Annotated in this window: 20 protein-coding genes; 11 read left to right on the forward strand and 9 right to left on the reverse strand. The window is 71.5% G+C overall.

Translation table 11 applies throughout. The features are described from left to right. Nucleotides 1–30: 30 nt before the first annotated feature. On the forward strand, nucleotides 31–720 hold the full coding sequence (locus FK530_RS04865) for a hypothetical protein (RefSeq protein WP_146485848.1): 690 nt from the start codon (nucleotides 31–33) through the stop codon (nucleotides 718–720). Between the two features lie 27 nt (nucleotides 721–747). On the opposite strand, the gene FK530_RS04870 is transcribed toward FK530_RS04865, so the two are convergent. Together FK530_RS04870 and FK530_RS04875 are read right to left on the reverse strand one after the other, a co-directional pair. Continuing rightward, nucleotides 748–2,721 carry an acyl-CoA dehydrogenase family protein gene (locus FK530_RS04870; RefSeq protein WP_146485849.1) on the reverse strand — a complete coding sequence of 658 codons (1,974 nt, stop codon included), beginning with the start codon at nucleotides 2,719–2,721 and terminating at the stop codon, nucleotides 748–750. Between the two features lie 51 nt (nucleotides 2,722–2,772). After that, nucleotides 2,773–3,411 carry a pyridoxamine 5'-phosphate oxidase family protein gene (locus tag FK530_RS04875; RefSeq protein ID WP_231706500.1) on the reverse strand — a complete coding sequence of 213 codons (639 nt, stop codon included), beginning with the start codon at nucleotides 3,409–3,411 and terminating at the stop codon, nucleotides 2,773–2,775. A 78-nt stretch (nucleotides 3,412–3,489) separates the two neighbouring features. Here FK530_RS04875 and FK530_RS04880 point away from each other — a divergent pair, with 78 nt between their 5' ends. Next, nucleotides 3,490–4,875 carry an aminotransferase-like domain-containing protein gene (locus tag FK530_RS04880; RefSeq protein ID WP_158645027.1) on the forward strand — a complete coding sequence of 462 codons (1,386 nt, stop codon included), beginning with the start codon at nucleotides 3,490–3,492 and terminating at the stop codon, nucleotides 4,873–4,875. On the opposite strand, the gene FK530_RS04885 is transcribed toward FK530_RS04880, so the two are convergent. From FK530_RS04885 to FK530_RS04895, 3 genes are read right to left on the reverse strand one after another with little or no spacing between them, the layout of a single operon-like run. Next, nucleotides 4,861–6,384, reverse strand: coding sequence for a carboxylesterase/lipase family protein (locus FK530_RS04885; protein WP_146485852.1), 1,524 nt, complete (start codon nucleotides 6,382–6,384; stop codon nucleotides 4,861–4,863). The genes FK530_RS04880 and FK530_RS04885 overlap by 15 nt on opposite strands. Beyond that, on the reverse strand, nucleotides 6,381–7,877 hold the full coding sequence (locus tag FK530_RS04890; protein WP_146485853.1) for a carboxylesterase/lipase family protein: 1,497 nt from the start codon (nucleotides 7,875–7,877) through the stop codon (nucleotides 6,381–6,383). The genes FK530_RS04885 and FK530_RS04890 overlap by 4 nt, the downstream gene beginning before the upstream one ends. Next, entirely contained in the window at nucleotides 7,874–9,301 is a 1,428-nt protein-coding gene (locus tag FK530_RS04895; protein WP_146485854.1) for a WS/DGAT/MGAT family O-acyltransferase, read from the reverse strand. Before FK530_RS04895 ends, FK530_RS04890 begins: the two co-directional genes overlap by 4 nt. Before the next feature lie 201 nt (nucleotides 9,302–9,502). On the opposite strand from FK530_RS04895, the gene hemL reads away from it, so the two are divergent. From hemL to ccsB, 6 genes are read left to right on the forward strand one after another with little or no spacing between them, the layout of a single operon-like run. Further along, nucleotides 9,503–10,828 carry a glutamate-1-semialdehyde 2,1-aminomutase gene (gene hemL / locus FK530_RS04900; protein ID WP_146485855.1) on the forward strand — a complete coding sequence of 442 codons (1,326 nt, stop codon included), beginning with the start codon at nucleotides 9,503–9,505 and terminating at the stop codon, nucleotides 10,826–10,828. An 8-nt stretch (nucleotides 10,829–10,836) separates the two neighbouring features. After that, the gene (locus tag FK530_RS04905) at nucleotides 10,837–11,478 is read left to right on the forward strand and encodes a histidine phosphatase family protein (RefSeq protein WP_146485856.1); all 642 of its coding nucleotides are present in this window, start codon (nucleotides 10,837–10,839) and stop codon (nucleotides 11,476–11,478) included. Further along, nucleotides 11,475–12,065 (forward strand): TlpA disulfide reductase family protein, encoded by a 591-nt coding sequence (locus FK530_RS04910; protein WP_146485857.1) that lies wholly within the window; start codon nucleotides 11,475–11,477, stop codon nucleotides 12,063–12,065. Before FK530_RS04905 ends, FK530_RS04910 begins: the two co-directional genes overlap by 4 nt. Continuing rightward, nucleotides 12,065–12,850 carry a cytochrome c biogenesis CcdA family protein gene (locus tag FK530_RS04915; RefSeq protein ID WP_146485858.1) on the forward strand — a complete coding sequence of 262 codons (786 nt, stop codon included), beginning with the start codon at nucleotides 12,065–12,067 and terminating at the stop codon, nucleotides 12,848–12,850. Before FK530_RS04910 ends, FK530_RS04915 begins: the two co-directional genes overlap by 1 nt. Beyond that, entirely contained in the window at nucleotides 12,850–14,442 is a 1,593-nt protein-coding gene (gene resB, locus FK530_RS04920) for a cytochrome c biogenesis protein ResB (protein ID WP_146485859.1), read from the forward strand. Before FK530_RS04915 ends, resB begins: the two co-directional genes overlap by 1 nt. 2 nt (nucleotides 14,443–14,444) lie before the next feature. After that, nucleotides 14,445–15,443, forward strand: coding sequence for a c-type cytochrome biogenesis protein CcsB (ccsB, locus tag FK530_RS04925; RefSeq protein WP_191834165.1), 999 nt, complete (start codon nucleotides 14,445–14,447; stop codon nucleotides 15,441–15,443). A gap of 81 nt (nucleotides 15,444–15,524) precedes the next feature. Here ccsB and FK530_RS04930 read toward each other — a convergent pair whose 3' ends face one another. Next, nucleotides 15,525–15,686, reverse strand: coding sequence for a BldC family transcriptional regulator (locus FK530_RS04930; RefSeq protein WP_074850913.1), 162 nt, complete (start codon nucleotides 15,684–15,686; stop codon nucleotides 15,525–15,527). Nucleotides 15,687–15,862: 176 nt separating this feature from the next. Here FK530_RS04930 and FK530_RS04935 point away from each other — a divergent pair, with 176 nt between their 5' ends. Further along, nucleotides 15,863–16,162: a DUF4229 domain-containing protein gene (locus FK530_RS04935; protein ID WP_146485861.1), complete on the forward strand. Its 300-nt coding sequence runs from the start codon at nucleotides 15,863–15,865 to the stop codon at nucleotides 16,160–16,162. After that, nucleotides 16,159–17,259 carry an L-cysteine desulfhydrase Cds1 gene (gene cds1, locus FK530_RS04940; RefSeq protein ID WP_146485862.1) on the forward strand — a complete coding sequence of 367 codons (1,101 nt, stop codon included), beginning with the start codon at nucleotides 16,159–16,161 and terminating at the stop codon, nucleotides 17,257–17,259. Before FK530_RS04935 ends, cds1 begins: the two co-directional genes overlap by 4 nt. 34 nt (nucleotides 17,260–17,293) lie before the next feature. Here the strand turns inward: cds1 and FK530_RS04945 are convergent, their stop codons facing one another. After that, complete coding sequence (locus FK530_RS04945; protein WP_146485863.1) at nucleotides 17,294–18,232, reverse strand: SDR family oxidoreductase; 939 nt, start codon at nucleotides 18,230–18,232, stop codon at nucleotides 17,294–17,296. 119 nt (nucleotides 18,233–18,351) lie between these two features. Between FK530_RS04945 and FK530_RS04950 the strand changes: the two genes are divergently transcribed. After that, nucleotides 18,352–19,191: a helix-turn-helix transcriptional regulator gene (locus FK530_RS04950; RefSeq protein WP_146485864.1), complete on the forward strand. Its 840-nt coding sequence runs from the start codon at nucleotides 18,352–18,354 to the stop codon at nucleotides 19,189–19,191. A gap of 1 nt (nucleotide 19,192) precedes the next feature. Here the strand turns inward: FK530_RS04950 and FK530_RS04955 are convergent, their stop codons facing one another. Both FK530_RS04955 and FK530_RS04960 read right to left on the reverse strand, forming a co-directional pair. Beyond that, complete coding sequence (locus FK530_RS04955; protein ID WP_146485865.1) at nucleotides 19,193–20,068, reverse strand: 1,4-dihydroxy-2-naphthoate polyprenyltransferase; 876 nt, start codon at nucleotides 20,066–20,068, stop codon at nucleotides 19,193–19,195. A gap of 20 nt (nucleotides 20,069–20,088) precedes the next feature. Then, nucleotides 20,089–21,882, reverse strand: coding sequence for an acyl-CoA dehydrogenase (locus FK530_RS04960; protein WP_146485866.1), 1,794 nt, complete (start codon nucleotides 21,880–21,882; stop codon nucleotides 20,089–20,091). Nucleotides 21,883–21,900 lie beyond the last annotated feature (18 nt).

Genomic DNA, 21,900 nt, shown 5'->3' on the forward strand with positions numbered 1-21,900 from the left:
CGGCGTTTGCGATCCCATAGGATCGCGGGCATGAACGTCGAGACGTGGGGCCTGATCACCAGGATCATCGCGATCATCTCCATCGGCACCCTGGTCGGACAGGCGTCCGCGCGGCTGTTCGGGCTGATCAAGAAGCCCTTCTTCCAGATCCTCGCGAGCGTCCTCGAATGCTCGGCGCTGCTCGCCTCACTCCTGGTCACGTTGTCGATGATCGCGGTGGCGTCCGGGAAGTTCGACGGGGAGCGGCTCGAGAACTCCGTGGGCACCCTGCAGGACGCGCTCTACCTCGATCTGGAGTACATGGCGCGCAGCGCCGCTCTGCTCGGGATGGTCGTCGCGATGTTCTACCTGGTCACGGACGGGGCGCCGCGGTGGCGCACCGCTCTCGTCCTCGTGGCCGGCTCGGTCGGTGCGTTCTGGCTGTTCGCCTACCTCAGCGGTATCGCCGCGATGTTCGTCATCGTGCTCGACCTGGACCCGGCGCAGGCCCGCGTCGTCAACGCGCTGATCGCGGTCTTCCAGCTCGCCGGCCCGGTGGTCGTGGTCCTCGTCGCACTGCTACGGCTCACCGCGGTGCGTACCCGCGTGCAGTCCGGGCTGCAGCGGATCCACGTGCCGTTCGCGTCCCAGTGGGGTGCGCCCGAGGCCGCCCCGGGCGCCGCCGTCGGCGGCGCGGTGGACAGCGGTTCGCACCGGTCGAAGCACCGCGCGGCCCGGTGACCGGGCCGCGCGACACCGTCGAACCCGCTAGTGGACGGCGACGCTGTTGGCCGGATCCAGCATCGGGACGTCCAGCGCGGCGGCGGGGATGCCGAAGGCGTCGACCAGCGACTCGGCGATCGGGCGGGCCTTGCCGCACAGCTCGTTGACGCCGCGCCGGATCGCCTTGGCGCGCTCCACGGAGACCTGGCGGTGCATGAGGTACCAGCCCAGGTCGCGCTCGAGCAGGGAGTAGACGTACAGGTTGCGCATCAGCTTGAGCGCGTCGCGCGTGGCGCGGTCCTTGACGTCCGTGATGACGTCGACGAAGGCCTCCAGCACGATCCGCTCGATGTGCGCCTCGCCGACCTTGATCAGGTGGTCCTGCGTCTCCGTGAAGACCTCGAGCGGATCGGCGTCCTCCTCCTTCGCGCGACGCATCCGGGCGGCGGCGGTGCGCAGCAGGTGATCCTCCCGACCGCGGAGCAGGCGCAGCTGCGTACCGGGGTGGGTGAGCTCGCTCTCCTCGGTGTCCTCGTTCGAGTCGTCGAGCAGTGTCTGCACCACCTGGCGGGCGGCGGTCTTCTCCAGCACCACGTCGCGCGCCATCTCGGCGACGAAACGCACCCAGCCGACGGCGTCGAGGCCCTGGACGTCGGCGGCGTAGGCGGTCAGCTGCTCCTTCGCGACGAGCTGCGTGAGCACGAGATTGTCGCCCTCGAAGGTGGTGAAGACGTCGATGTCGCCGCGCAGCAGCGGAAGCCGGTTCTCCGAGAGGTAGCCGGCGCCGCCGCAGGCCTCGCGGGCCGCGCTGATCGCGTCCGAGGCGAGGCGCGTGTGGCCGGCCTTGATCGCGGCGGCCTTGCCCTCGATCTCGCGGGCGTAGGCGGGATCGACCTCGTCGGGGTCGCCGGTCTGCAGCTCGTGCAGCTCGGCGGTGAGCTCGTTCTGCGCGAGGGCGAAGGCGTAGGCCCGCGCGACCAGCGGCAGCAGCCGGCGCTGGTGCGTGCGGTAGTCGAGCAGCAGTAGCTCGTTGTCGCCGCCCGGCGCGTCGAACTGGCGGCGCACCAGCGCGTACTTGGTCGCCAGGGTGATGCCGAGGCGGCCGGCGGCACCCGCTGCGGCGCCCACGGTCACGCGGCCGCGGATCAGCGTGCCGAGCATCGTGAAGAAGCGCTTGTTGTCGGATTCGATGGGGCTGGAATAGGTTCCGTCCGCCGCGACGTCCGCGTAGCGGTTCAGCAGCTCACGCCGCGGGATGCGCACGCGGTCGAAGACGATGCGGCCGTTGTCCACACCGGGCAGTCCGCCCTTGTAGCCGCAGTCCGAGGTGGTGACGCCCGGCAGATCGTCGCCGTTCTCGTCGCGGATCGGCACCACGAAACAGTGCACGCCGCGGCCCGTCGGCTCCTCGCCGGGGCCGGCGGTGATGAGCTGCGCGAACACCGAGGCCCACCGCGCGTGCTTGCCGGCGCCGCCGATGTAGTCCTTGCGCGCGCTCGAGGTGGGGGAGTGGATCTCGAACTCGTCGGTCTCCGGCAGGTAGGTGGCGGTGGTCTCCAGCTCCTGCACGTTGGAGCCGTGCCCCGTCTCCGTCATGGCGAAACAGCCGAGCACGTCCAGGTCGATGAGGCCCTTCACGTAGGTCTCGTGGTGGTAGTCGGTGCCGAGGTTCTCCACCGCGCCGCCGAACAGGCCCCACTGCACCCCCGCCTTGACCATGAGCGAGAGGTCGCCGTAGCCGAGCGTCTCGATCGCGGTGACCGCCGCGCCCACGTCGCCCGTGCCGCCGTGATCCTCCTTGAACCCGTCGGCCGGGAAGCCGAGCGGCACCATCGCCTTCATCTGGCCGAGCATCAGCTCGCGGTACTCGTCCAGGCTCAGCCCGGCCTGCGGGACCACGTTCCCGTCCTGGATCTGCGCGCGGACGACGTCCCTCGTGGCGGCCCACCTGCCGTCGAGGATGGCGCGCAGCGCTGCGGTCAGTTCGGGCGACGATGCCGGTGAGGTCGGAGCAGTCATGATTCCAACCGTACCGAGCGAGGGCGATTCATGCCGGTTCCGAGGCCTGCATCACGAGCTCGCGACGCTGTGCTCCTCCGGCGCGCTCGCGCGCAACGCGGCCCGCACCGAATCGGGCACCGGGAGGTCCAGGCCGGGCGTGGGCTCGATGCGCGCATAACCCGTGCGCAGCGGCAGCACGCCCGACCATCCGCCCTCGGTCGACGCGGCTCCACCGCTGCGGGACTTGACGACCCAGTTGTCGGCGGTGATCGGCAGGGCGAGCACCGCCGTCGCGGCGAGCTCCTTGCGGCTGTTCACCCGCACCTCCGCGCTGCGGCCCGGCAGGAGCGCGTCGAGAAAGGCGTCCAGGAGTTCCTCGGCGCCCGCGGAGACCCGATCGAGGGTGCCGCGCAGGACGGCGGAGCGGTAGTTCATCGAATGGTCGAACGCGGTGTCCGCCACGACCAGGGCGTCCACGTGGGTCACCGTCAGCGTGACGGGTGCGCCCGCGGCGACGTGGCGCAGCGCGCCCGCCCCGGTCGATCCGTGCACAACGATGCGGTCCCCTGCCCGGGCGTAGGCGATCGGGATCGACCAGGGCAGGCCGTCGGCCACCGTCGACAGCACGGCGACCATGCCCTCGTCGAGGATCTCGTCGAGCAGGCGCCGGTCGCCGCCCCGCTCGGGGTATCGGGTGAGCTTGTCCATGCCGACCATTCTCGGTCGAATACCGGAGCATCAGAAGGTCCGGAAAGTGTTCAATCGATGATCCACTATTCTGGGGGCGTGCCGCGCCCGCCCGCTCATCTCCCCGATTTCTGGGCCGCCGCCGCCCACGAGGGCACGACGCTCTCCAGCGCGGGGATCGTCGACGTGGTCCTCGACGGGCTGGACCGCGGCGCGCTGCACCCCGGCGACCGGCTCCCGTCGACCCGGGCACTCGCCGCCGGTCTGGGCGTCGCCCGGAACACCGTCGTCACCGCCTACGACACCCTGGCGGCGATGGGCGCGACGAATCCGTTGCCCGGCAGCGGCACCCGGATCGCCGAGGGCACCGATCGGCTCGCCCACGCGATGCTCGCAGCGCCCGCACCTGCGCCGGGGCGGGCGGCGGCACCGTCGGACGGGGGCATCGTGAGCCTGGAACCGGGCGTCCCCGATGTCGGCCTCATCGACGAGCGGCGGTGGCGCCGGTCCTGGCGGCACGCCACCGCCCTGCCGCCCGCGGCCACCGTCGTGCCGCACTTGACCGCCCTGCAGGAGGCCCTGGCCGCGCACCTGCGGCGCCGGCGGGCGGTGCGGGCCGCCCCCGCCGACCTGCGGCTCTTCCCCGGCGTCAACCCGGCGCTGTCCGCGATCGCCACGTGGTTCGCGGCGCCGATCGCGGTGGAGACCCCCGGCTACCGGCGCGCCTTCGACGCCTTCCGGGCCACCGGGAACGAGGTCATCGGGGTCCCCGTGGACGCCGAAGGCATGCTGGTCGGCCGGCTGCCGCGCCGGCGGTGCCTCGTCTACACGACGCCCGCGCACCAGTACCCGACGGGCGTCCGGCTGTCCATGGCGCGCCGGCTCGACCTCGTGGACTGGGCGCGCGCCACCGACAGCCTGCTCATCGAGGACGACTACGACGGCGAGTTCTCCTTCGACGTGGCCCCGCTGCCCGCGCTCCAGACCCTCGCGCCGGACCACGTCGCCTACCTCGGCACCGCCTCCAAGGCGCTGAGCCCGCAGCTGCGGATCGCCTGGGCCGCGCTGCCCGCATCCGCCCGCGATGTGCCGAACGCGGGGCACGGCTCGGGCGCGGGCGTGGACGGCGCCGCGGCGTCGATGCTCGCCCACTTCCTCGCGACCGGCGCGTGGGACGCCCACGTCGCCCGCGCGGGCCGCACCTACGGCGCGCGGCGTGCGGCCGTGCGCCGCGCGCTGGCCCGGCACCTCCCCGACGCGACGGTCCTCGGTGCCGACGCCGGCCTGCACCTGACGGTCGACCTCGGGTCCGTCGCCGCCCTTCGGGCCGCCGTCGCGGCCCTCGCCCGCGAGCGCTACCGCGTCGCGACGGTCGCGGCGCACGCCCTGACGGACGGCGACGTCGCCGACACCGCGCTCCTGCTGTCCTACGCCCTGCTGCCAGAGACCCGGGCGGACGCGGTGATCGGCCTACTGCGGCAGTGAATCGCCCGCCGGATCGGCGACCGGCACGGCCGTGCCGGGCAGGCCCGAGGCGGCCCACGCCCGGCGCCGCGCACCGTCGGGGTCGTCCTCGACGGTGGTCCGCGTCCCGATGACGAGCGTGCTCCGGGCGGCGCCGTCGTAGGCCGGCCAGGTGGAGAGCGGCCGTCCCGTGCGGGCGAACGCGAGCCAGTGGTCCTGCACCTGCGTCTCGACCCTGCGCGCGGCGGCCCGCTCGCCGGTCGCCACCAGGCCCAGTCGCCCGCTGAAGACGCCGAACACGGCGAGCAGTTCACTCGCGTGGGTCGCGCCGAAGCGCAGCAGCCGCAGCGCCGTGGGCGCGTAGTCGTAGCGGTACATGAAGGTGGGCGCGAATCGGCTGTGCGCCTCCGCGATCGGCACCGACGGTGCCCAGAACCACTGATCGCCCAGGAGCGTGGGCCATGCCGCGCGGAGGTCGGGGTAGACCGCGCGCAGCCCGCTCAGCTGGTCCGCGGTGGCACCCAGCGCACGGAGCATCGTCTCCTCGCTCGGCTTCGCGAGATCGCCCTTGCGAGTGAACAACGTGCCCTCGTCCCGGTTGGTGCCGATGATCAGCGGCACCGGTGCGCCCCGGCCGCCGGCGATCGCCGCGAGGGGGTCCTCCGGCAGGAAGTCACCGTCGACAGTGGGACCGAAGGGCACGACGCCCGGCTCGTCCTGCTCCAGCGAACGGACCAGGCGGTGCGCGGTGCGGGAGATCGTGGTCGCGTCGGTGCCGAGCTGTGCGGAACCGCCGAGCAGGTCCACGAAGGCCCGCCCGCGCGACCGGGCGAGATCGCGATCGACGGTGAGCGTGGGCGCCGAGCTCTGCGCGATCGCCCGATGGAACAGGCCGCGGGCGGCGGGAGTGGCGAGCAGGGTGGTGACGGCGTTGCCGCCGGCGCTCTCGCCGAAGATCGTGACGTTGCCCGGGTCGCCGCCGAAGGTGGCGATGTTGCGCTGCACCCACTCGAGGGCCGCGACCTGATCCCGCAGGGCGAGGTTGCCGTCGATCGGACGGTCCGCAGTGGAGAACTCCGTCAGATCGAGGCAGCCCAGGGCGGCCAACCGGTAGTTGATCGAGACGAAGACCACGTCGCCGCGCTCGACCAGTGAGTTCCCCAGGTACAGCGGCGTTCCCGAGCTGCCCATCAGATACGCGCCGCCGTGGATGAAGACCATCACCGGGCGCGGCGCGCCGCCGGATGCCGTGGGCGCGACGACGTTGAGCGTCAGGCAGTCCTCGTCGACGGGCTGGTACCTGCGGAACCCGACCGGGGTGCTCCGCGGGTGCTGGACGGCCGCGTTCCGGAAATCGTCCGCCGCGCGGACCCCGGACCAGGCGGCGACGGGCTGCGGCGCCCGCCAGCGCAGCGCGCCCACCGGCGGCGCCGCGAACGGGATGCCCCGCCAGGAGCGCACCCGGCCACGCCGTACGCCGCGCACGGCACCCGATTCGGTCTCGACGACGGTGTCCCTCTCGCCGGTCATGCCCCGGTCCGCCCGTCCGTGAACCGCTCCCAGGCCCTGCGGATCTCGGGCGACGGGTCGTAGACGACGCGGTTGCGGTCGTCGATCACCAGCGTCGCGCGGGAGGTGCCGTTGTAGGTCGGCCACTCGCTCGCGGGATGACCGGTGCGCGCGAAGGTGATCCAGTCGCGCTGCATGCCGTCGGAGACCCGCATCGCGACGCGGCGATCGCCCAGCGCGCCGAGCACCCAGCCCGTGGTCCCGTGGTAGACGCCGAAGACCGCCATGAGCTCCGAGGCGTGCGTCGCACCGTAGCCCAGCAGGTCGAGCGTCTTGGGGGAGAAGTCGTAGCGGTAGAAGTACGTCGGCGCGTGCTTGGCGTGCGCCTGCGCGATGCGCAGCGACGGAGCCCAGAACATGAAGTCGCCGACGATCCGGTTCAGGGAAGCGGTACCGGGGAAGCCGGGATACGCCTCGGACAGCGGCGCGAACCGATCGAGTCCCGCTCCGACGGTGTGCGCGACTCGCTCCGCCGAGGGCCTGCCCATCCCCGGCATCTTCGTGAACAGCGTCGCCTCGGTGCGGTTGGTGCCGATGATGAGCGGCACGTCCGCGCCCCGGCCGGCGGCGATCGCCACCTCGGGATCCTCCGGGAGGTAGTCACCGTCGACCGTGGGGCCGTACGGGATCACGCCCAGTTGCTCGCGGTTGAGCTCGCCCATGAGCCGGTTCCCGGCCCGCCCCAGTTCCTCCGAGGTGGCCGCATCGATCCGCTCGGGCCCGCCGAGCATCTCGACGAAGCGCTTGCCCCAGCCGCGGGCGGTGACCGCGTCGACCGTCAGGCCGGGGGCCGAGCTCTGTGCGATCGCGCGGTGGAACAGGCCGCGGGCGGCGGGAGTGGCCAGCAGGGTGGTGACGGCGTTGCCGCCGGCGCTCTCGCCGAAGATCGTGACGTTGCCCGGGTCGCCGCCGAAGACGGCGATGTTGCGCTGCACCCACTCGAGGGCCGCGACCTGATCCCGCAGGCCGAGGTTGCCGTCGATGGGGCGGTCGTCGGTGGAGAACTCCGTCAGGTCGAGGTACCCGAGGGCGCCGAGGCGGTAGTTGATCGAGACGAAGACCACGTCGCCGCGCTCGACCAGCGAATTGCCGTAGTAGAGCGGCGTGGCCGAGCTGCCCATGAGGTAGGCGCCGCCGTGCAGGAAGACCATGACGGGCCGCGGCGCGGTGGCCGGGCGCGCCGGGGTCACCACGTTGAGGGTGAGCGCGTCCTCGCTGGTCGGCTGATACTCGCGGAACCCGACCAACGTGTACTTCTTGTTCTGCGGCGCCGCCGCGCTGAACTCCGTCGCGGCGCGCACGCCCGCCCAGGGCTCGACCGGCTGCGGCGCCCTGTAGCGCAGCGGCCCTACCGGTGGCTGTGCGTACGGGATCCCGCGGAAGGCGTGCACCGTCCGCTGGTCGCGGCCGGAGATCTCGCCACTGTCGATTCGTACCCGCGGGCCGTCGGTCATTGCTCTGCGCTCTCCTCGTTCCCGGCCGCGTCGACGGCCGCGACCAGTGCGGCGATATCGCGCTCGAAGGCGCGGACGATCGGCCACGGGTCGGGCACCTGCTTCTTGCAGGCGATCACACCGATGTTCAGTGTGCCCTCCTGGGAGAAGACCGTCACATTGAGGCCCGCGCCGTGGAAGACCGGGCCGAGCGGGTACATCGAGTGGATCCGCGCGCCCAGGAAGTACAGCGGGATATCGGGCCCGGGGACGTTGGAGATCACGAGGTTGTAGACCACCGGGTGCAGCTCGGGCAGGTTCCTGTCGCCGTAGATCCGGGCACCCATCTGCATGATCGACGCCGGCGCGAACTGTGCCCACGAGCGCAGCAGGTTGTCGTCGAGCTCGCCGTGGTGCTCCTTGCTCGTCGCGACGCGCTCCCGGATCGCCTCCAGCCGCTCGACGGGTCCGTCGACGTCCGTGGTCATCCGGGTGAACATGCCCGTGACCTTGTTCGTGCCCTCGGTGAGCGTCGCGCCGATCTCGGCCTGGTGCACCGAGACGGGGATCATCGCGACCAGCGGCTGCTCCGGCAACTCGCCGCGGTCGTGCAGGAACTCGCGCATCGCGCCGGAGCAGGCCGCGAGCACCACGTCGTTGACCTTGACGCCGAAGTGGTCCTTGATCTTCTTGACGTCCGCCAGCGGCACCGCGGCGAAGGCGATGGCGCGGTGGCCCGTGATCGAGCTGTTGAGCGAGGTGCGGGGCGCGCTGAACGGGGCCGGCATCGCGGCGCCGCGGCGCGAGCGGGTCCACCACTTGACCGGGACGGGGAGGGTGCGCGGCAGCAGCGAGACCAGTGACAGGGGCCGGAGCAGGACGTTCTTCGCGCCGTCGGCGGCGAGCGCGAGCACGGGCGCGCCGCCGGTGGACTTGTCCACCATCGCAGGGTCGAGAGCGGGCGGCTCCGGCGTCAGCGCGCACAACTGGGCCATCAGGCCCGCTCCGGTCACGCCGTCGACGCCGGCGTGGTGCATGCGCATCATGATCGCGATCCGCCCGTCGGCCAGTCCCTCGATGACCCACATCTCCCACAGCGGCTTGCTGCGGTCGAGGGGCAGGCCCGCGACGTGGGCGCACAGCTCGGCGAGTTCGGTCTGCCCGCCGGGCGCGGGGACGGCGACGCGGTGCACGTGCGCCTCGATGTCGAAGGACTCGTCCTCGACCCACACCGGGTGGTCGAGGTTGACCACGGAGTCGTGCAGCTTGCGCCGGAAGGCCGGCATCGCGGTGATCCGCCGCGCCAGCTCACCGCGCAGGTCCTCGAACCGGTACCCGCCCTCGACGGTGCCGGGATCCAGCTCCAGGATCCCGCTCACGTGCATCAGCTGGGATCGGGACTCGAGGTACAGGAACGAGGCGTCCAGTCCGCTGAGTCGTTCCATGCTGTTCCCCCAGGTTGTCCGTGGTGATGTCGGCCGGTGGCGATGTCTGGCTCGGGTGAGTGAAACCTGTTCCACTATAGGTGGTGGGTGGAGCGGGCGTGCGCGGTCCGCGACGCGAGCGCGGCGCCGCTGAGGCGCGGAAGCGGTCTTCTCCTACACCCTGTAGTTGACGACTTGCCCTCGTTTGGGAGACTGGAGGTCGTGAGTTCTCCCCTTACCCCCGGTAGCGACACTGCGGCCCCGGCCAGCGCGGCCCTGTTCGACCGCGCCGCCCGCTCCATCCCCGGCGGGGTGAACTCCCCGGTGCGCGCCTTCTCCGCCGTCGGTGGCACCCCGCGCTTCATCGTCTCGGCGTCCGGCTCGCAGCTGGTCGACGCCGACGGCAAGCGCTACGTCGATCTCGTCTCCAGCTGGGGGCCGATGATCCTCGGGCACGCACACCCCGCCGTCGTCGACGCCGTGCAGCGCGCCGCCACCACCGGCCTGAGCTTCGGCGCCCCCACCGAGGCGGAGATCGCGCTCGCCGAGGAGATCATCGCCCGCGTCGCCCCCGTCGAACGGGTCCGCCTGGTCAACTCCGGCACCGAGGCCACCATGAGCGCCGTGCGCCTGGCCCGCGGCGTCACCGGCCGCGCCAAGATCATCAAGTTCGCCGGCTGCTACCACGGCCACGTCGACGCCCTGCTCGCCGACGCCGGCTCCGGCGTCGCCACCCTGGGCCTGCCGACGAGTCCCGGCGTGACCGGCGCGCAGGCGCAGGACACCCTCGTCCTGCCCTACAACGACCTGGACGCCGTGCGCGCGGCCTTCGCGCAGTACCCGGGGCAGATCGCCGCCGTCATCACCGAGGCCGCCGCCGGCAACATGGGCGCCGTCCCGCCGCTCCCGGGCTTCAACGAGGGCCTGCGCGAGATCACCCGCGCCGACGGTGCCCTCCTCATCCTCGACGAGGTCATGACCGGCTTCCGCGTGAGCAAGGCCGGCTGGTACGGCCTCGAGCCCGTCGACGCCGACCTGTTCACCTTCGGCAAGGTCATGTCGGGCGGGCTCCCCGCCGCGGCCTTCGGCGGCTCGGCCGAGGTCATGGGGCATCTCGCGCCGCTCGGCCCCGTCTACCAGGCCGGCACGCTGTCGGGGAACCCCGTGGCCGTGGCCGCGGGCCTGGCGACCCTGCAGCACGCCACCGACGAGGTGTACGCCAAGCTCAACGCCAACTCGATCCGCCTCGGCGGGCTCATCGGCGACGCGCTCACCGCCGAGGGCGTCCGGCATCACGTCCAGTACGCCGGCAACCTCGTCTCCGTCTTCTTCACCGACGGGCCGGTCGCGGACTACGCGCAGGCCAAGGCCGCCGAGACCTTCCGGTTCGCGCCCTTCTTCCACGCGCTGCTCGAGCAGGGGATCTACCCGCCGCCCAGCGCCTTCGAGGCCTGGTTCGTCTCCGCCGCGCTCACCGACGACGACTTCGCATCCATCGAGGCGGCTCTGCCCGCCGCCGCCCGCGCGGCCGCCGCGGCGACCGAGTAGAAGGCCCCATGACTGCCAACACCGAGACGACGATCGTGCACGTGATGCGGCACGGCGAGGTGCACAACCCCGACGGCATCCTCTACGGCCGCCTGCCCGGCTTCCGCCTGTCCGAGAAGGGCCGGGCCCAGGCGCAGACGGTGGCCGATGCGCTCGCGGACCACGACATCACCGCTGTCTTCGCCTCGCCGCTGCAGCGCGCGCAGGAGACCGCGACGCCCATCGCCGCCTCGCACGGGCTGCCGATCATCACGGACGAGGAGCTGATCGAGGCGGGGAACCAGTTCGAGGGGCTGCGGGTGGCCGTCGGCGACGGTGCGCTGCGCCAGCCCAAGCACTGGCCCAAGCTGCGCGACCCGTTCACGCCGTCGTGGGGCGAGCCCTACCTGCAGATCGCCCACCGCATGGTCGGCGTCGTCGACATCGCCCGCGACCGGGCCCGCGGCCACGAGGCCGTCCTGGTGAGCCACCAGCTGCCCGTCGTGACGCTGCGCCGCCACCTCGAGGGCAAGCGGCTGTGGCACGACCCGCGCAACCGGCAGTGCTCGCTCGCTTCGCTCACCAGCCTCGTCTACGACGGCGACGAGCTCGTGGACATCGTGTACTCCGAGCCGGCGGGCGCCACCGACCCGCTGGTGCGCGGCGCGTGAGGCCGGCCCGCCGCGTCGCCGCGCTGCTCGTCGCAGGCGCGGTCGCGTTCGGCGCATCCGGCTGCGTGCAGCTCTCCGATCAGGCCGCCAAGGGCGGCGTGATCGCTCCCGGCGGCAAGGTCCGGCAGTTCTACGAGCCCGGGCAGCGCAGCACCGTCGAGAACCTGTCGGGGCGCAGCGTGACCGACCCGAACACCACGATCAAGCTCGCCGACTACGCCGGCAAGGTCGTCGTCATCAACGTCTGGGGCAGCTGGTGCGCCCCGTGCCGCATCGAATCGCCCGAGCTCGAGCGGACCTTCGTCGCCACCAAGGACAAGGGCGTGCAGTTCCTCGGCATCAACGTGCGGGAGACCGCCGGCGACGACGCCGCCCGCGATTTCATCGGCTCGCAGGGGCTGACCTACCCGTCGATCTACGACCCGCCCGGGAAGACCCTACTGGCCATCGGTGAGCAGTACCCGACCACCGTCGTCCCGATGACCTTCGTGCTCGACCGGCAGCACCGCGTGGCCGCCTCCTACCTCACCACCGTCGGCGAGAAGGAACTGACCGACACCGTCGAGAAGGTTCTGGGGGAGGGCTGATGGGGGACGCCTTCGCCACCGCCGCCGTCTCCGGCCCGCTGCTGCTCGCGCTCGGCGCGTGCCTGCTCGCCGGGCTGGTCTCGTTCGCCTCGCCGTGCATCGTCCCGCTCGTCCCGGGCTACCTGTCGTACCTGGCGGGGCTCGTCGGGGCCGAGGCGCCCGCTGCCACCGTCGACGAGGCGAAGGCGGGCGTGCGCGCCGGACGCTGGCGCGTCATGGGCGCCGCGATGCTCTTCGTCGCCGGCTTCACCGTCGTCTTCCTGCTGATGACGATGTCCGTCTTCGGGCTCGCCACGTCGATCCGGCTCAACGCCGACACCCTCATGCGGATCGGGGGCGTCATCACCATCGTCATGGGCCTCGCCTTCATCGGCCTCGTCCCGGTGCTCGAGCGCGACGTCCGGTTCGCGCCGCGGCAGTGGACCACCCTGGCCGGCGCGCCCCTGCTCGGCGGCGTCTTCGCGCTGGGCTGGACCCCGTGCATCGGCCCCACGCTGGCCGGGATCCTGTCCATCGTCGTCGGCACCGACGCCGAGCCGGCCCGCGGCGCGATCCTCATCGTCGCCTACTGCGTCGGCCTCGGCCTGCCCTTCATCGTCCTGGCACTCGGGTCGACGGTGGCCGTCCGCGCCGTCGGCTGGCTGCGCCGCAACTCGCGCCGCATCCAGATCTTCGGCGGCGTGCTGATGATCGCCGTCGGCGTCGCGCTGGTCACCGGCTACTGGGCCGAGTTCATCGACCTCGTGCGCCGCATGTTCGTCTCCAACACGGTGATGCCGATCTGATGAGTACTCCTGTCAAGCAATCCTTCCCGCGCCGCGTGATCGCCACGATCCGCAACACCTGGCGATCGCTCACGTCCATGAAGACCGCGCTGGTGCTGCTGTTCCTGCTCGCCGTCGCCGCCATGCCCGGCGCGCTGCTGCCGCAGCGCGACGTCGACTCCGCCGCCACCGCGAAGTGGATCGACGACCACGGCACGCTCGGCGAGATCATGGACAAGCTCCAGTTCTTCGGCGTCTTCAAGTCGGTGTGGTTCACCTCCATCTACGCGCTGTTGTTCGTCTCGCTCGTCGGCTGCATCGTGCCGCGCTGCTTCGAGCACTTCCGCGCGCTCCGGACCCCGCCCGTCTCGACTCCGCGGAACCTGTCGCGGCTGCCGCGGCACACGACCCGCGAGAGCGACGAGGACCCCGAGGCCGCCGCACGGACCGTGCTCGGCGGCCTGCGCGGATGGCGCAAGATCAGCCGGCCCGGCGGCGCGAACGAGCCCGAGGGCACTGTCACCGTCTCCGCCGAGAAGGGCTACCTCCGCGAGGCCGGCAACCTGGTCTTCCACATCTCGCTGGTGGGCATCCTCATCGCGATCGGCGTCGGGCAGCAGTTCTCCTACGAGGGCTCGCGCATCGTCATCGCGGGGGACGAGGGCTTCTGCAACACCTCGTCGAACTACGACAACTTCCGCGCCGGCAACCTCGTCGACGGGACCGGGCTCGCGCCCTTCTGTCTCAAGGCCGACGAGGTGCAGGCCACCTTCCTGCCGAACGCGCAGCCGGACATGTTCCGGACCCTGGCCTCGTACCAGGACAGCGAGGGCCTGCGGGACGACACCTGGAAGAAGTACGCGATCGAGGTCAACAAGCCGCTCCGCATGGAGGGCGTGCGGGTCTACATGCTGGGCCACGGTTACGCCGGCACGTTCACGGTGACCTACCCGAACGGCGCCGTCCGCACGCAGACCATGCAGTTCGCGCCGCAGGACAAGATCAACTTCCTCTCCTCGGGCGCGCTGCGCTTCGACCCGCCCGCCGAGCTGTACCGCACGGAGGACGAGCGGCGCACCAAGCAGATCGGGATCGAGGGGCTGCTGGCCCCCACCAAGCAACTCGACGGGACGCTGCTCACCTCGCGCTTCCCCGCGCCGAACGATCCGGCCGTCGCGATCGACATCTACCAGGGCGACACCGGCCTCGACACCGGCAAACCGCAGAACATCTTCTCGCTCAGCCGCGACCAGATCGACTCCAAGCGGCTGGAGAAGAAGGCCCGCGTGAACCTGAGCGTCGGGCAGTCGACCACCATCGAGGACGGCACCCAGGTCCGCTTCGACGGCGTCACCAACTTCGCGGCCCTGCAGGTCAGCCACAATCCGGCGCAGAACTGGACGCTGGTCTTCGCGATCGGGATGCTGGGCGGGCTCATCGTCTCGCTCACCGTGCGGCGCCGGCGGGTGTTCGTGCGGCTGACCCCGCGCGAGCACGGCGGTACCGTGATGGAGATCGCCGGGCTGGCCCGCACCGACGAGGCCGGATGGACCGAGGACTTCGAAGCACTGGCCGACCGCCTGGTCGGCCCCGACGGTGAGAAAGTGGCGTGACCATGGGAACCGAGACGAACGTCGACCTGGCGAACTTCGCCGACGTGCTGTTCACCAGTGCGACCGGGATCTACGCCCTCGCGCTGGTGCTGATGGTCGTCGAGCTGGCGACGTCGCGGGTGGACGCCACGACCGCGCGAGACCGCAAGCGGGAACTCGTCGCCGCGGGCGGCGGCCCGATCGCCACCGACACCACCCCGGGGCGGGTCGTCGACGACGGCCCCCGGCGCACGAAGTCGGAGCGCATCGGCCGCATGGGCTACGCCCTCGTGGTCGCGGGCCTGCTCGTGCACGTCGCTTCGATCGTGCTGCGCGGCGTCGCCACCGGCCGCATGCCCTGGGGCAACATGTACGAGTTCATGTCCATCATGTGCGCGGGGGCGGTTCTGGCCTCACTGGTGCTGCTGCGTAAGCCCGAGTCGCGTCCGATCCTCGGCTTCGTGCTGGTCCCGATCCTGATCTTCATGTTCGTCGCGGAGGGCGTGCTGTACACGACCGCCGGTCCCGTGGTGCCCTCGCTGAAGTCCTACTGGCTCGCGATCCACGTCTCGATCGTGTCGATCGGCGCCGGCATCTTCCTCGTCTCCGGCGTCGCCAGTCTGCTCTACCTCATCCGCCGCCGGTTCGAGCTGCCCGACGGTTCCGTCACCGTCACCTCCGGCATCGGCGGCCGGCTGCTGCAGGCCATCCCGAACACGCAGGTGCTCGATCGCGTGGCGTACGGCACCGTGATCGTCGCCTTCCCGCTGTTCAGCGCGGGCGTCATCTGCGGCGCGGTCTGGGCCGAGGCGGCATGGGGCCGGCCGTGGGGCTGGGACCCGAAGGAGACCACCTCGTTCATCGCGTGGGTCCTCTACGCCGCGTACCTGCACGCGCGCGCGACGTCGGTGTGGCGCAAGGCCGCGCCCTACCTGAACCTGCTCGGCTTCGCCGTGATCGTCTTCAACCTGTTCATCATCAACTACTTCGCGACGGGCAGCCTGCACTCCTACGCCGGCTGAGTTCGCGCCGGGTACCCGCGTACGCAAAGGGCGCCGCCCCGCCGAGGAACTCGGTGGAGCGGCGCCCTTCGCCGTTCGGGGCTACGCCGTGGTGTTCTGGTTCAGCAAAGCAAAGACTTCCGATGCGCGGAAGCGACGATGCCCGCCGGGCGTGCGGACGGAGCCGAGGAGGCCCGCGCCGGCCCACCGGGTGACCGTTTTGGGGTTCACGTTGAACAGCGCAGCCACCTGGCCTGGGGTCATGAGGCGCTCGGGCTGACGGGGCGCAGCGGCCCGCGGGTCCGCTGCGCGCTGGGCGAGGTTCGAGTGTGCCGTGGTCATGATGCCCAGTATGCAGTGATTTGCCCGAGTACTCGAACCTCTATCCGAGTGTCAAGTATTGGTAAAGTCGCATTTCGGACGGGGGTAGGCTCGTCCCCATGACCGATACGAGTACGGCTAAGCGGACGCTCGCACGCGACCTTGTTTTGTATACGGCGTTCCGCCTGGGGCTCGTCGTTGTCGTCTTCGGACTGCTCTACGGGATCGGCATGCTGTTCCTCGACGAGGTGCCGCCGATTCCGGTGTTCCTGTTCGCGCTCGTGATCTCGCTGCCGCTCTCGATGGTGCTCGGCAAGAAGCTGCGCACCCGGGTGAACGAGAGCGCCGCCGTGATCGACGATGCGCGCAAGGCGAAGCGGGACGACTTCCGGCAGCGGCTGCAGGGCGTGGACGAGTGACGACCATCGTCCACGACCGCTCGGCGGACCGGTCATGGGTCGACAACGCCGTCCGTCTCATCGAGGCCGACGCGCGCCGCAGCGCCGACACGCACCTGTTGCGCTTCCCGCTGGCGGGGTGGGCGCGGGACGCGGGGATCGACCTGTACCTCAAGGACGAGACCACCCACATCACGGGCAGCCTGAAGCACCGTCTGGCCCGTTCCCTGTTCCTCTACTCCCTGTGCAACGGGTGGGTGCGCGAGGGCACCACGGTGATCGAGGCGTCCTCCGGCTCGACCGCGGTGTCCGAGGCCTACTTCGCGAAGCTGCTGGGCCTGCCCTTCGTCGCGGTGATGACGAAGTCCACCTCGGCGGCCAAGGTGGCGCTGATCGAGCGCGAGGGCGGCACCTGCCACTTCGTCGACCGCGCCGACGAGGTGTACACCGAGGCCGCCCGGCTCGCCCACGAGCGCGGCGGTCACTACATGGACCAGTTCACGCACGCCGAGCGGGCCACGGACTGGCGCGGCAACAACAACATCGCCGAGTCGATCTTCTCCCAGCTCTCGCTCGAGGAGCACCCGGAGCCGGCGTGGATCGTGGTCGGCGCGGGCACGGGCGGCACGTCGGCGACGATCGGCCGCTACATCCGGTATCGGCGGCACGCGACGCGGCTGTGCGTCGTCGACCCCGAGAACTCGAGCTTCCTCCCGGGCTTCGAGGCGGGCGACTGCTCGCTGGAGACGGGGCAGTCGTCGCGGATCGAGGGCATCGGCCGGCCGCGCGTGGAACCCTCCTTCATCCCCGAGATCGTCGACCGGATGGTGGGCGTGCCCGACGCCGGCTCGATCGCGGCGGCGCGGATCGCCTCCGCGCTGCTCGGCCGCCGGGTGGGCGGCTCCACCGGCACCAATCTGTGGGGCTCCTTCGGCGTGATCGCCGAGATGGTCCGGGACGGGCGGTCCGGCAGCATCGTGACCCTCCTCGCCGACGACGGTGACCGCTACCTCGACACCTACTTCGACGACGCGTGGGTGCAGTCGAAGGGCTTCGACCTCATCCCGCCCACGCTCACCGTCGAGCGCTTCCTCGCCGACGGGTCCTGGCGGGAGTAGGGACGACGGTCCGCCGCCCGCGGTCGACGGGAGGTCAGTCCGCGAATGCGACCCCGGTCATGCTCTCCGAGATCCGCCACATGCGACGGGCCTCCTCCTCGCTGCGGATCCTGCTGTACAGGGGCTGTTCGGCGGGCGGGCCCCCGAGGTGCATGAAGCCCTTGGGTCCGTACAACCGGCCCGCCGCGTCCGGTGCCGTCGCGGCCAGGAGGGCGGGGAGGGCGGCGGTCTCCGCGGTACCGACCACGAGCCCCAGTGCCGACAACCGGCGGATGACCCGCACCCCCAGCGTGTCACCGTCGCGGCCGATCTCCGGTCGCGCCGCCAGGAGGCTGGTCGGGGCGACGCCGGGGTGGGACAGGTTGCTGGTGATACCCCAGCCCCGCTCCCGGCTCACCCGGTCCAGTTCGAGGCCGAACAGGCCGAAGGCGATCTTGGACTGGCTGTAGGCGCCGGAGCCGTTGTAGGACCGCTCCCAGTTCAGGTCGTCCCAGTTGATCGATCTCTCGTTGGCGGCGATGCTGATCTGCGACGTGACGCGGGCCCGCGACGCGCGGAGCAGCGGCAACAGGTGCGCGACCAACGCGACATGGCCGAGGTGGTTGGTCCCGAACTGGAGCTCGAAGCCGTCGACGGTCGTCTGCCGGGTGGGCGGGGTCATCACGCCGGCGTTGTTGATGAGCAGATCGATGGGGCGGCCGTCGTCGAGCAGCGTGCGGCCGAGCGCCGCCACGGATGCGAGGGACGACAGGTCGAGGGGGTGCGTGGAGACGGTCGCCGCCGGCGCCGCGGCGCCGATCGCGGCGACCGCCGCCTCGGCCTTCGCGGCGTTCCGCGCGGGCAGGACGACGTCCGCGCCGGCCGCGGCGAGGCGGCGCGCGATGCCGAGGCCGATGCCGTCGGTGCCGCCGGTCACGACGGCGCGCTTGCCGGTGAGATCGGGAAGGGGGAGGTCGATCGGTGCTCGGTTCATGGCTGTCAGCCTCGCAGTGCTGCGGAAGCTCATCCAGGGACCGCCGATCCCCGGATGAGAGCGCCCAGCGCGCGTCGCGATCGGTCCGGCCCCAGTACCGTCGTCGGCAGGAGGTGCGGATGATCGACCGGGAAGGGCTCGCGGAGTTCCTCCGCCGGCGGCGGGAGGCCCTGCAGCCGGAGGACGTGGGGCTCCCGCGGGGGCAGCGGCGGCGGACGCAGGGCCTGCGGCGGGAGGAGGTCGCGGCGCTGTGCCACATGTCGGTCGACTACTACACCCGGCTCGAACGGCAGCGCGGCCCGCACCCGTCGCCGCAGATGATCGCGGCCATCGCGCAGGGCCTGCACCTGAGCCTCGACGAGCGCGACCACCTCTTCCGGTTGGCGGGGCAACACGCGCCGCCCCGGGGCGCGACCGGCGATCACATCGGTCCGGGGTTGGCCCGCGTGCTGGATCGCCTGTCCGACACCCCGGCGGAGATCGTCACCGAGCTGGGGGAGACCCTGCGGCAGACGCCGCTCTCGGTGGCCCTGACGGGCGACACCACGGGCTACACCGGCCCCGAGCGCAGCGTCGGATACCGGTGGTTCACCGACCCGGCGAGCCGCGCGATCCACCATCCGGATGACCACGCGTTCCTGTCATCGATGTTCGTCTCGGGCCTGCGCGGGGTGGCGGCGCTCCGCGGGCCCGGCTCCCGCGCGGCGGAGTACGCGGAGCTGCTGCTCGAGCGCAGCGCGGAGTTCGCGGCGCTGTGGGAGGCGCATCCGGTGGGGATCCGCCCGAACGCGGTGAAGCGCTTCATCCATCCGGAGGTGGGGGCGCTCGAGCTGGACTGCCAGCACCTCGTGGACCCGGAGCAGTCGCACCTGCTGCTCGTGTACACCGCGCAGCCCGGTTCGGAGAGTTACGAAAAGCTGCAGTTGCTCTCCGTCGTGGGTGCCGCGGCACGCGGCTGACTCACGCGCCCAGGAACAGGCCGATCGCGGCGCCGATGGACCAGACGAGCATGGCGAGGCCGGTCTGGGCGAGGGCGGGGATCAGGGCGGGGCCCTGGCCGCCGCGGCTCACCGGCAGCGCCGCGAGCACGGCGAGCGGGGCCGAGGCGAGCGACAGGAGCGCCCACGGGGTGGCGACGGCCGCGAGGGCCAGGCCCAGCACCGTCGGGACGGCGACGAGGACGGAGAACAGCACGCGGGTGCGCGCGTCGCCCAGCCGGACGGCGAGGGTGATCTTGCCGGACTCACGGTCGGTGGGGATGTCGCGCAGGTTGTTGGCGACGAGCACCGCCGAGCTGTACGAGCCCACGGCGCACGCCGCGAGCACGCCGGACGCGTCGATCCGCCCGGCCTGCACGAACTCGGTGCCGAGCACCGCGACCAGCCCGAAGAAGACGAAGACCGCGATCTCGCCGAAGCCGAGGTAGCCGTAGGGCTTCTTCCCGCCCGTGTAGAACCACGCCCCGGCCACGCACCCCAGCCCCACGAGGATCAGCCACGGCGCTGAGGTCAGCGACAGCACCACACCCGCGATCCCGCCGACCCCGAAGCACGCGAACGCCGCCCGCTTCACCGCCGCGGGCGAGGCGAGCCCCGACCCGACGAGCCGCAGCGGGCCCACCCGGTCGTCGTCGGTGCCGCGGATACCGTCGGAGTAGTCGTTCGCGAAGTTCACGCCGAGGATCAGCGACAGCGAGACGACGAGCGCGAGCAGCGCCTTCCACCAGACCGCCTCGCCCAGGAACCCCGCCGCCCCCGTCCCCGCGATCACCGGGGCGATCGCGTTCGGGAGCGTGCGGGGGCGGGCCCCTTCGAGCCACTGCGCTGCGGTTGCCATGCACCCAGCCTATGCAGTCGCTACAGGACGGAGGTGTCCAGGTCGAGCGTGGTGCGGTCGAGCTTCGCCAGCAGGTCGAACTCGGTGTGCGCCTTGGGCAGCTCGTAGACGAAGAAGTACTGCGTCGCCGCCCGCTTGCCGCGGTAGAAGGCGTCCTCGCGCGCGGCGCCGTCCTCGGCGTAGGTCGCGAGCGCCTGGTCGAGCCACAGCCACGCCACCACGACGTGGCCGAGGCCGTCGAGGTAGGAGGTCGCGTTCGCCAGCGACAGCGCCGGATCCCCGGTACCGCCGAGCGCCATCGTGACCTCGACCGCGCGCTGCGACGCCGCCCGGAGCGCGGCGGCGTGCGGCGCCAGCTCCTCGTGCTTCTCGGCGCGGGCGGCGGTCGCCTCGATCCGGCCCAGCAGCGCGCCGAAGGACGCACCGCCGTGCTGCGGCACCTTGCGGCCCAGCAGGTCCAGGCCGTGGATCGCCTTGGCGCCCTCGTGGATCGCGTTGAGCCGGTTGTCCCGGTACAGCTGCTCGACGTTGTAGTCCCGCGTGTAGCCGTAGCCGCCGTGGATCTGGATGGCGTGGTCGTTGGCGCGCGTCGCCCACTCGCTCGGCCAGCTCTTGATGATCGGCGTGAGGAAGTCGAGCAGCTGGCCCGCCGCCGTGCGCTCCTCCTCCGTGGGCGCGGTGTGGGCGTCGTCGACGAGGCGCGCGCCGAACAGCGCGAGGGCGAACCCGCCCTCCACGTAGCTCTTCTGCGCCAGCAGCATCCGGCGCACGTCGGGGTGCTCGATGATCGGGACCTGCGGACCCGTCGGGGCCGTCACGGGGCGGCCCTGCACGCGGGTCTTGGCGTACTCCAGCGACTGCAGGTAGCCGGTGTAGCCGATCGCGGACGAGGCCAGGCCGACCGCCACGCGCGCCTCGTTCATCATCTGGAACATCTGTACGAGGCCGCGGTTCTCCGCGCCGACCAGGTAGCCCGTGGCGTTCTCGAGCGACAGCAGGCAGTTGGTGGTGCCCTTGTTGCCCATCTTGTGGTTCAGGCTCACGAGGTTCACGGCGTTGCGGTCCCCGACCGACTGATCGTCGTTCACCAGGTACTTCGGCACGATGAACAGCGAGATGCCCTTGACGCCGTCCGGCGCGCCGGGGACCTTCGCGAGCACCAGGTGCACGATGTTCTCGGTCATCTCGTGGTCGCCGCCGGTGATCCACATCTTGGTGCCGGTGATGGCGTAGCTGCCGTCCTCGCGGGGCTCGGCCCTGGCGCTGATGTCGGCGAGCGCGGAGCCGGCGTCGGGCTCGGAGAGGCACATCGTGCCGGTGAACCGGCCCTCGATCATCGGCTCGAGGAACAGTCGCTTCTGCTCGTCGGTGCCGAAGGAGCGGATCACGTTGCCGTTGCCCAGCGTCAGGCCCGAGTAGACGGTGGTCGAGACATTGGCGGCCTGCATCCAGGCGAACGCCGCCTTGCTGATCAGTGAGGGGAGGCCGATGCCGCCCTCGTCGGCGGGCAGCTCGGCGAACGTGAAACCCGCCTCGTTGATCGCGTCGAGCCCGGCCTTGGTCTCGGGCAGCGTCTTCGCGGTGCCGTCGGGCTGGATCGTCGGCTCATTGGCGTCGGCGTCCTTGTAGTGGTTCGACAGCTTCTGCACCGCGATATCGGCGGCCAGGTCGAGCGCGGCGTCGAAGGTCTCCTTCGAGTGGTCCGCGAAGGCGTCGCGCTTGGTCAGCTCCTCCGCGTTCAGCCACTCGTAGAGCAGGAAGTCGACGTCGCGGGGATTGAGCAGCGGGGTCTGCGCTGCGATGTTCTGCTTCACGGTTCTCCGATCCGGGCT

Source organism: Tsukamurella conjunctivitidis (genome assembly GCF_007858475.1).
GTDB classification, from domain to species: Bacteria; Actinomycetota; Actinomycetes; order Mycobacteriales; family Mycobacteriaceae; genus Tsukamurella; species Tsukamurella conjunctivitidis.

Coding starts and splice junctions, on each gene's coding strand:
- FK530_RS04865 (WP_146485848.1), top strand. CDS start 31: ATGAACGTCGAGACGTGGGGCCTGATCACCAGGATCATCGCGATCATC.
- FK530_RS04870 (WP_146485849.1), bottom strand. CDS start 2,721: ATGACTGCTCCGACCTCACCGGCATCGTCGCCCGAACTGACCGCAGCG.
- FK530_RS04875 (WP_231706500.1), bottom strand. CDS start 3,411: ATGGACAAGCTCACCCGATACCCCGAGCGGGGCGGCGACCGGCGCCTG.
- FK530_RS04885 (WP_146485852.1), bottom strand. CDS start 6,384: ATGACCGGCGAGAGGGACACCGTCGTCGAGACCGAATCGGGTGCCGTG.
- FK530_RS04890 (WP_146485853.1), bottom strand. CDS start 7,877: ATGACCGACGGCCCGCGGGTACGAATCGACAGTGGCGAGATCTCCGGC.
- FK530_RS04895 (WP_146485854.1), bottom strand. CDS start 9,301: ATGGAACGACTCAGCGGACTGGACGCCTCGTTCCTGTACCTCGAGTCC.
- FK530_RS04905 (WP_146485856.1), top strand. CDS start 10,837: ATGACTGCCAACACCGAGACGACGATCGTGCACGTGATGCGGCACGGC.
- FK530_RS04915 (WP_146485858.1), top strand. CDS start 12,065: ATGGGGGACGCCTTCGCCACCGCCGCCGTCTCCGGCCCGCTGCTGCTC.
- resB (WP_146485859.1), top strand. CDS start 12,850: ATGAGTACTCCTGTCAAGCAATCCTTCCCGCGCCGCGTGATCGCCACG.
- ccsB (WP_191834165.1), top strand. CDS start 14,445: ATGGGAACCGAGACGAACGTCGACCTGGCGAACTTCGCCGACGTGCTG.
- FK530_RS04930 (WP_074850913.1), bottom strand. CDS start 15,686: ATGACCCCAGGCCAGGTGGCTGCGCTGTTCAACGTGAACCCCAAAACG.
- FK530_RS04935 (WP_146485861.1), top strand. CDS start 15,863: ATGACCGATACGAGTACGGCTAAGCGGACGCTCGCACGCGACCTTGTT.
- FK530_RS04945 (WP_146485863.1), bottom strand. CDS start 18,232: ATGAACCGAGCACCGATCGACCTCCCCCTTCCCGATCTCACCGGCAAG.
- FK530_RS04950 (WP_146485864.1), top strand. CDS start 18,352: ATGATCGACCGGGAAGGGCTCGCGGAGTTCCTCCGCCGGCGGCGGGAG.
- FK530_RS04955 (WP_146485865.1), bottom strand. CDS start 20,068: ATGGCAACCGCAGCGCAGTGGCTCGAAGGGGCCCGCCCCCGCACGCTC.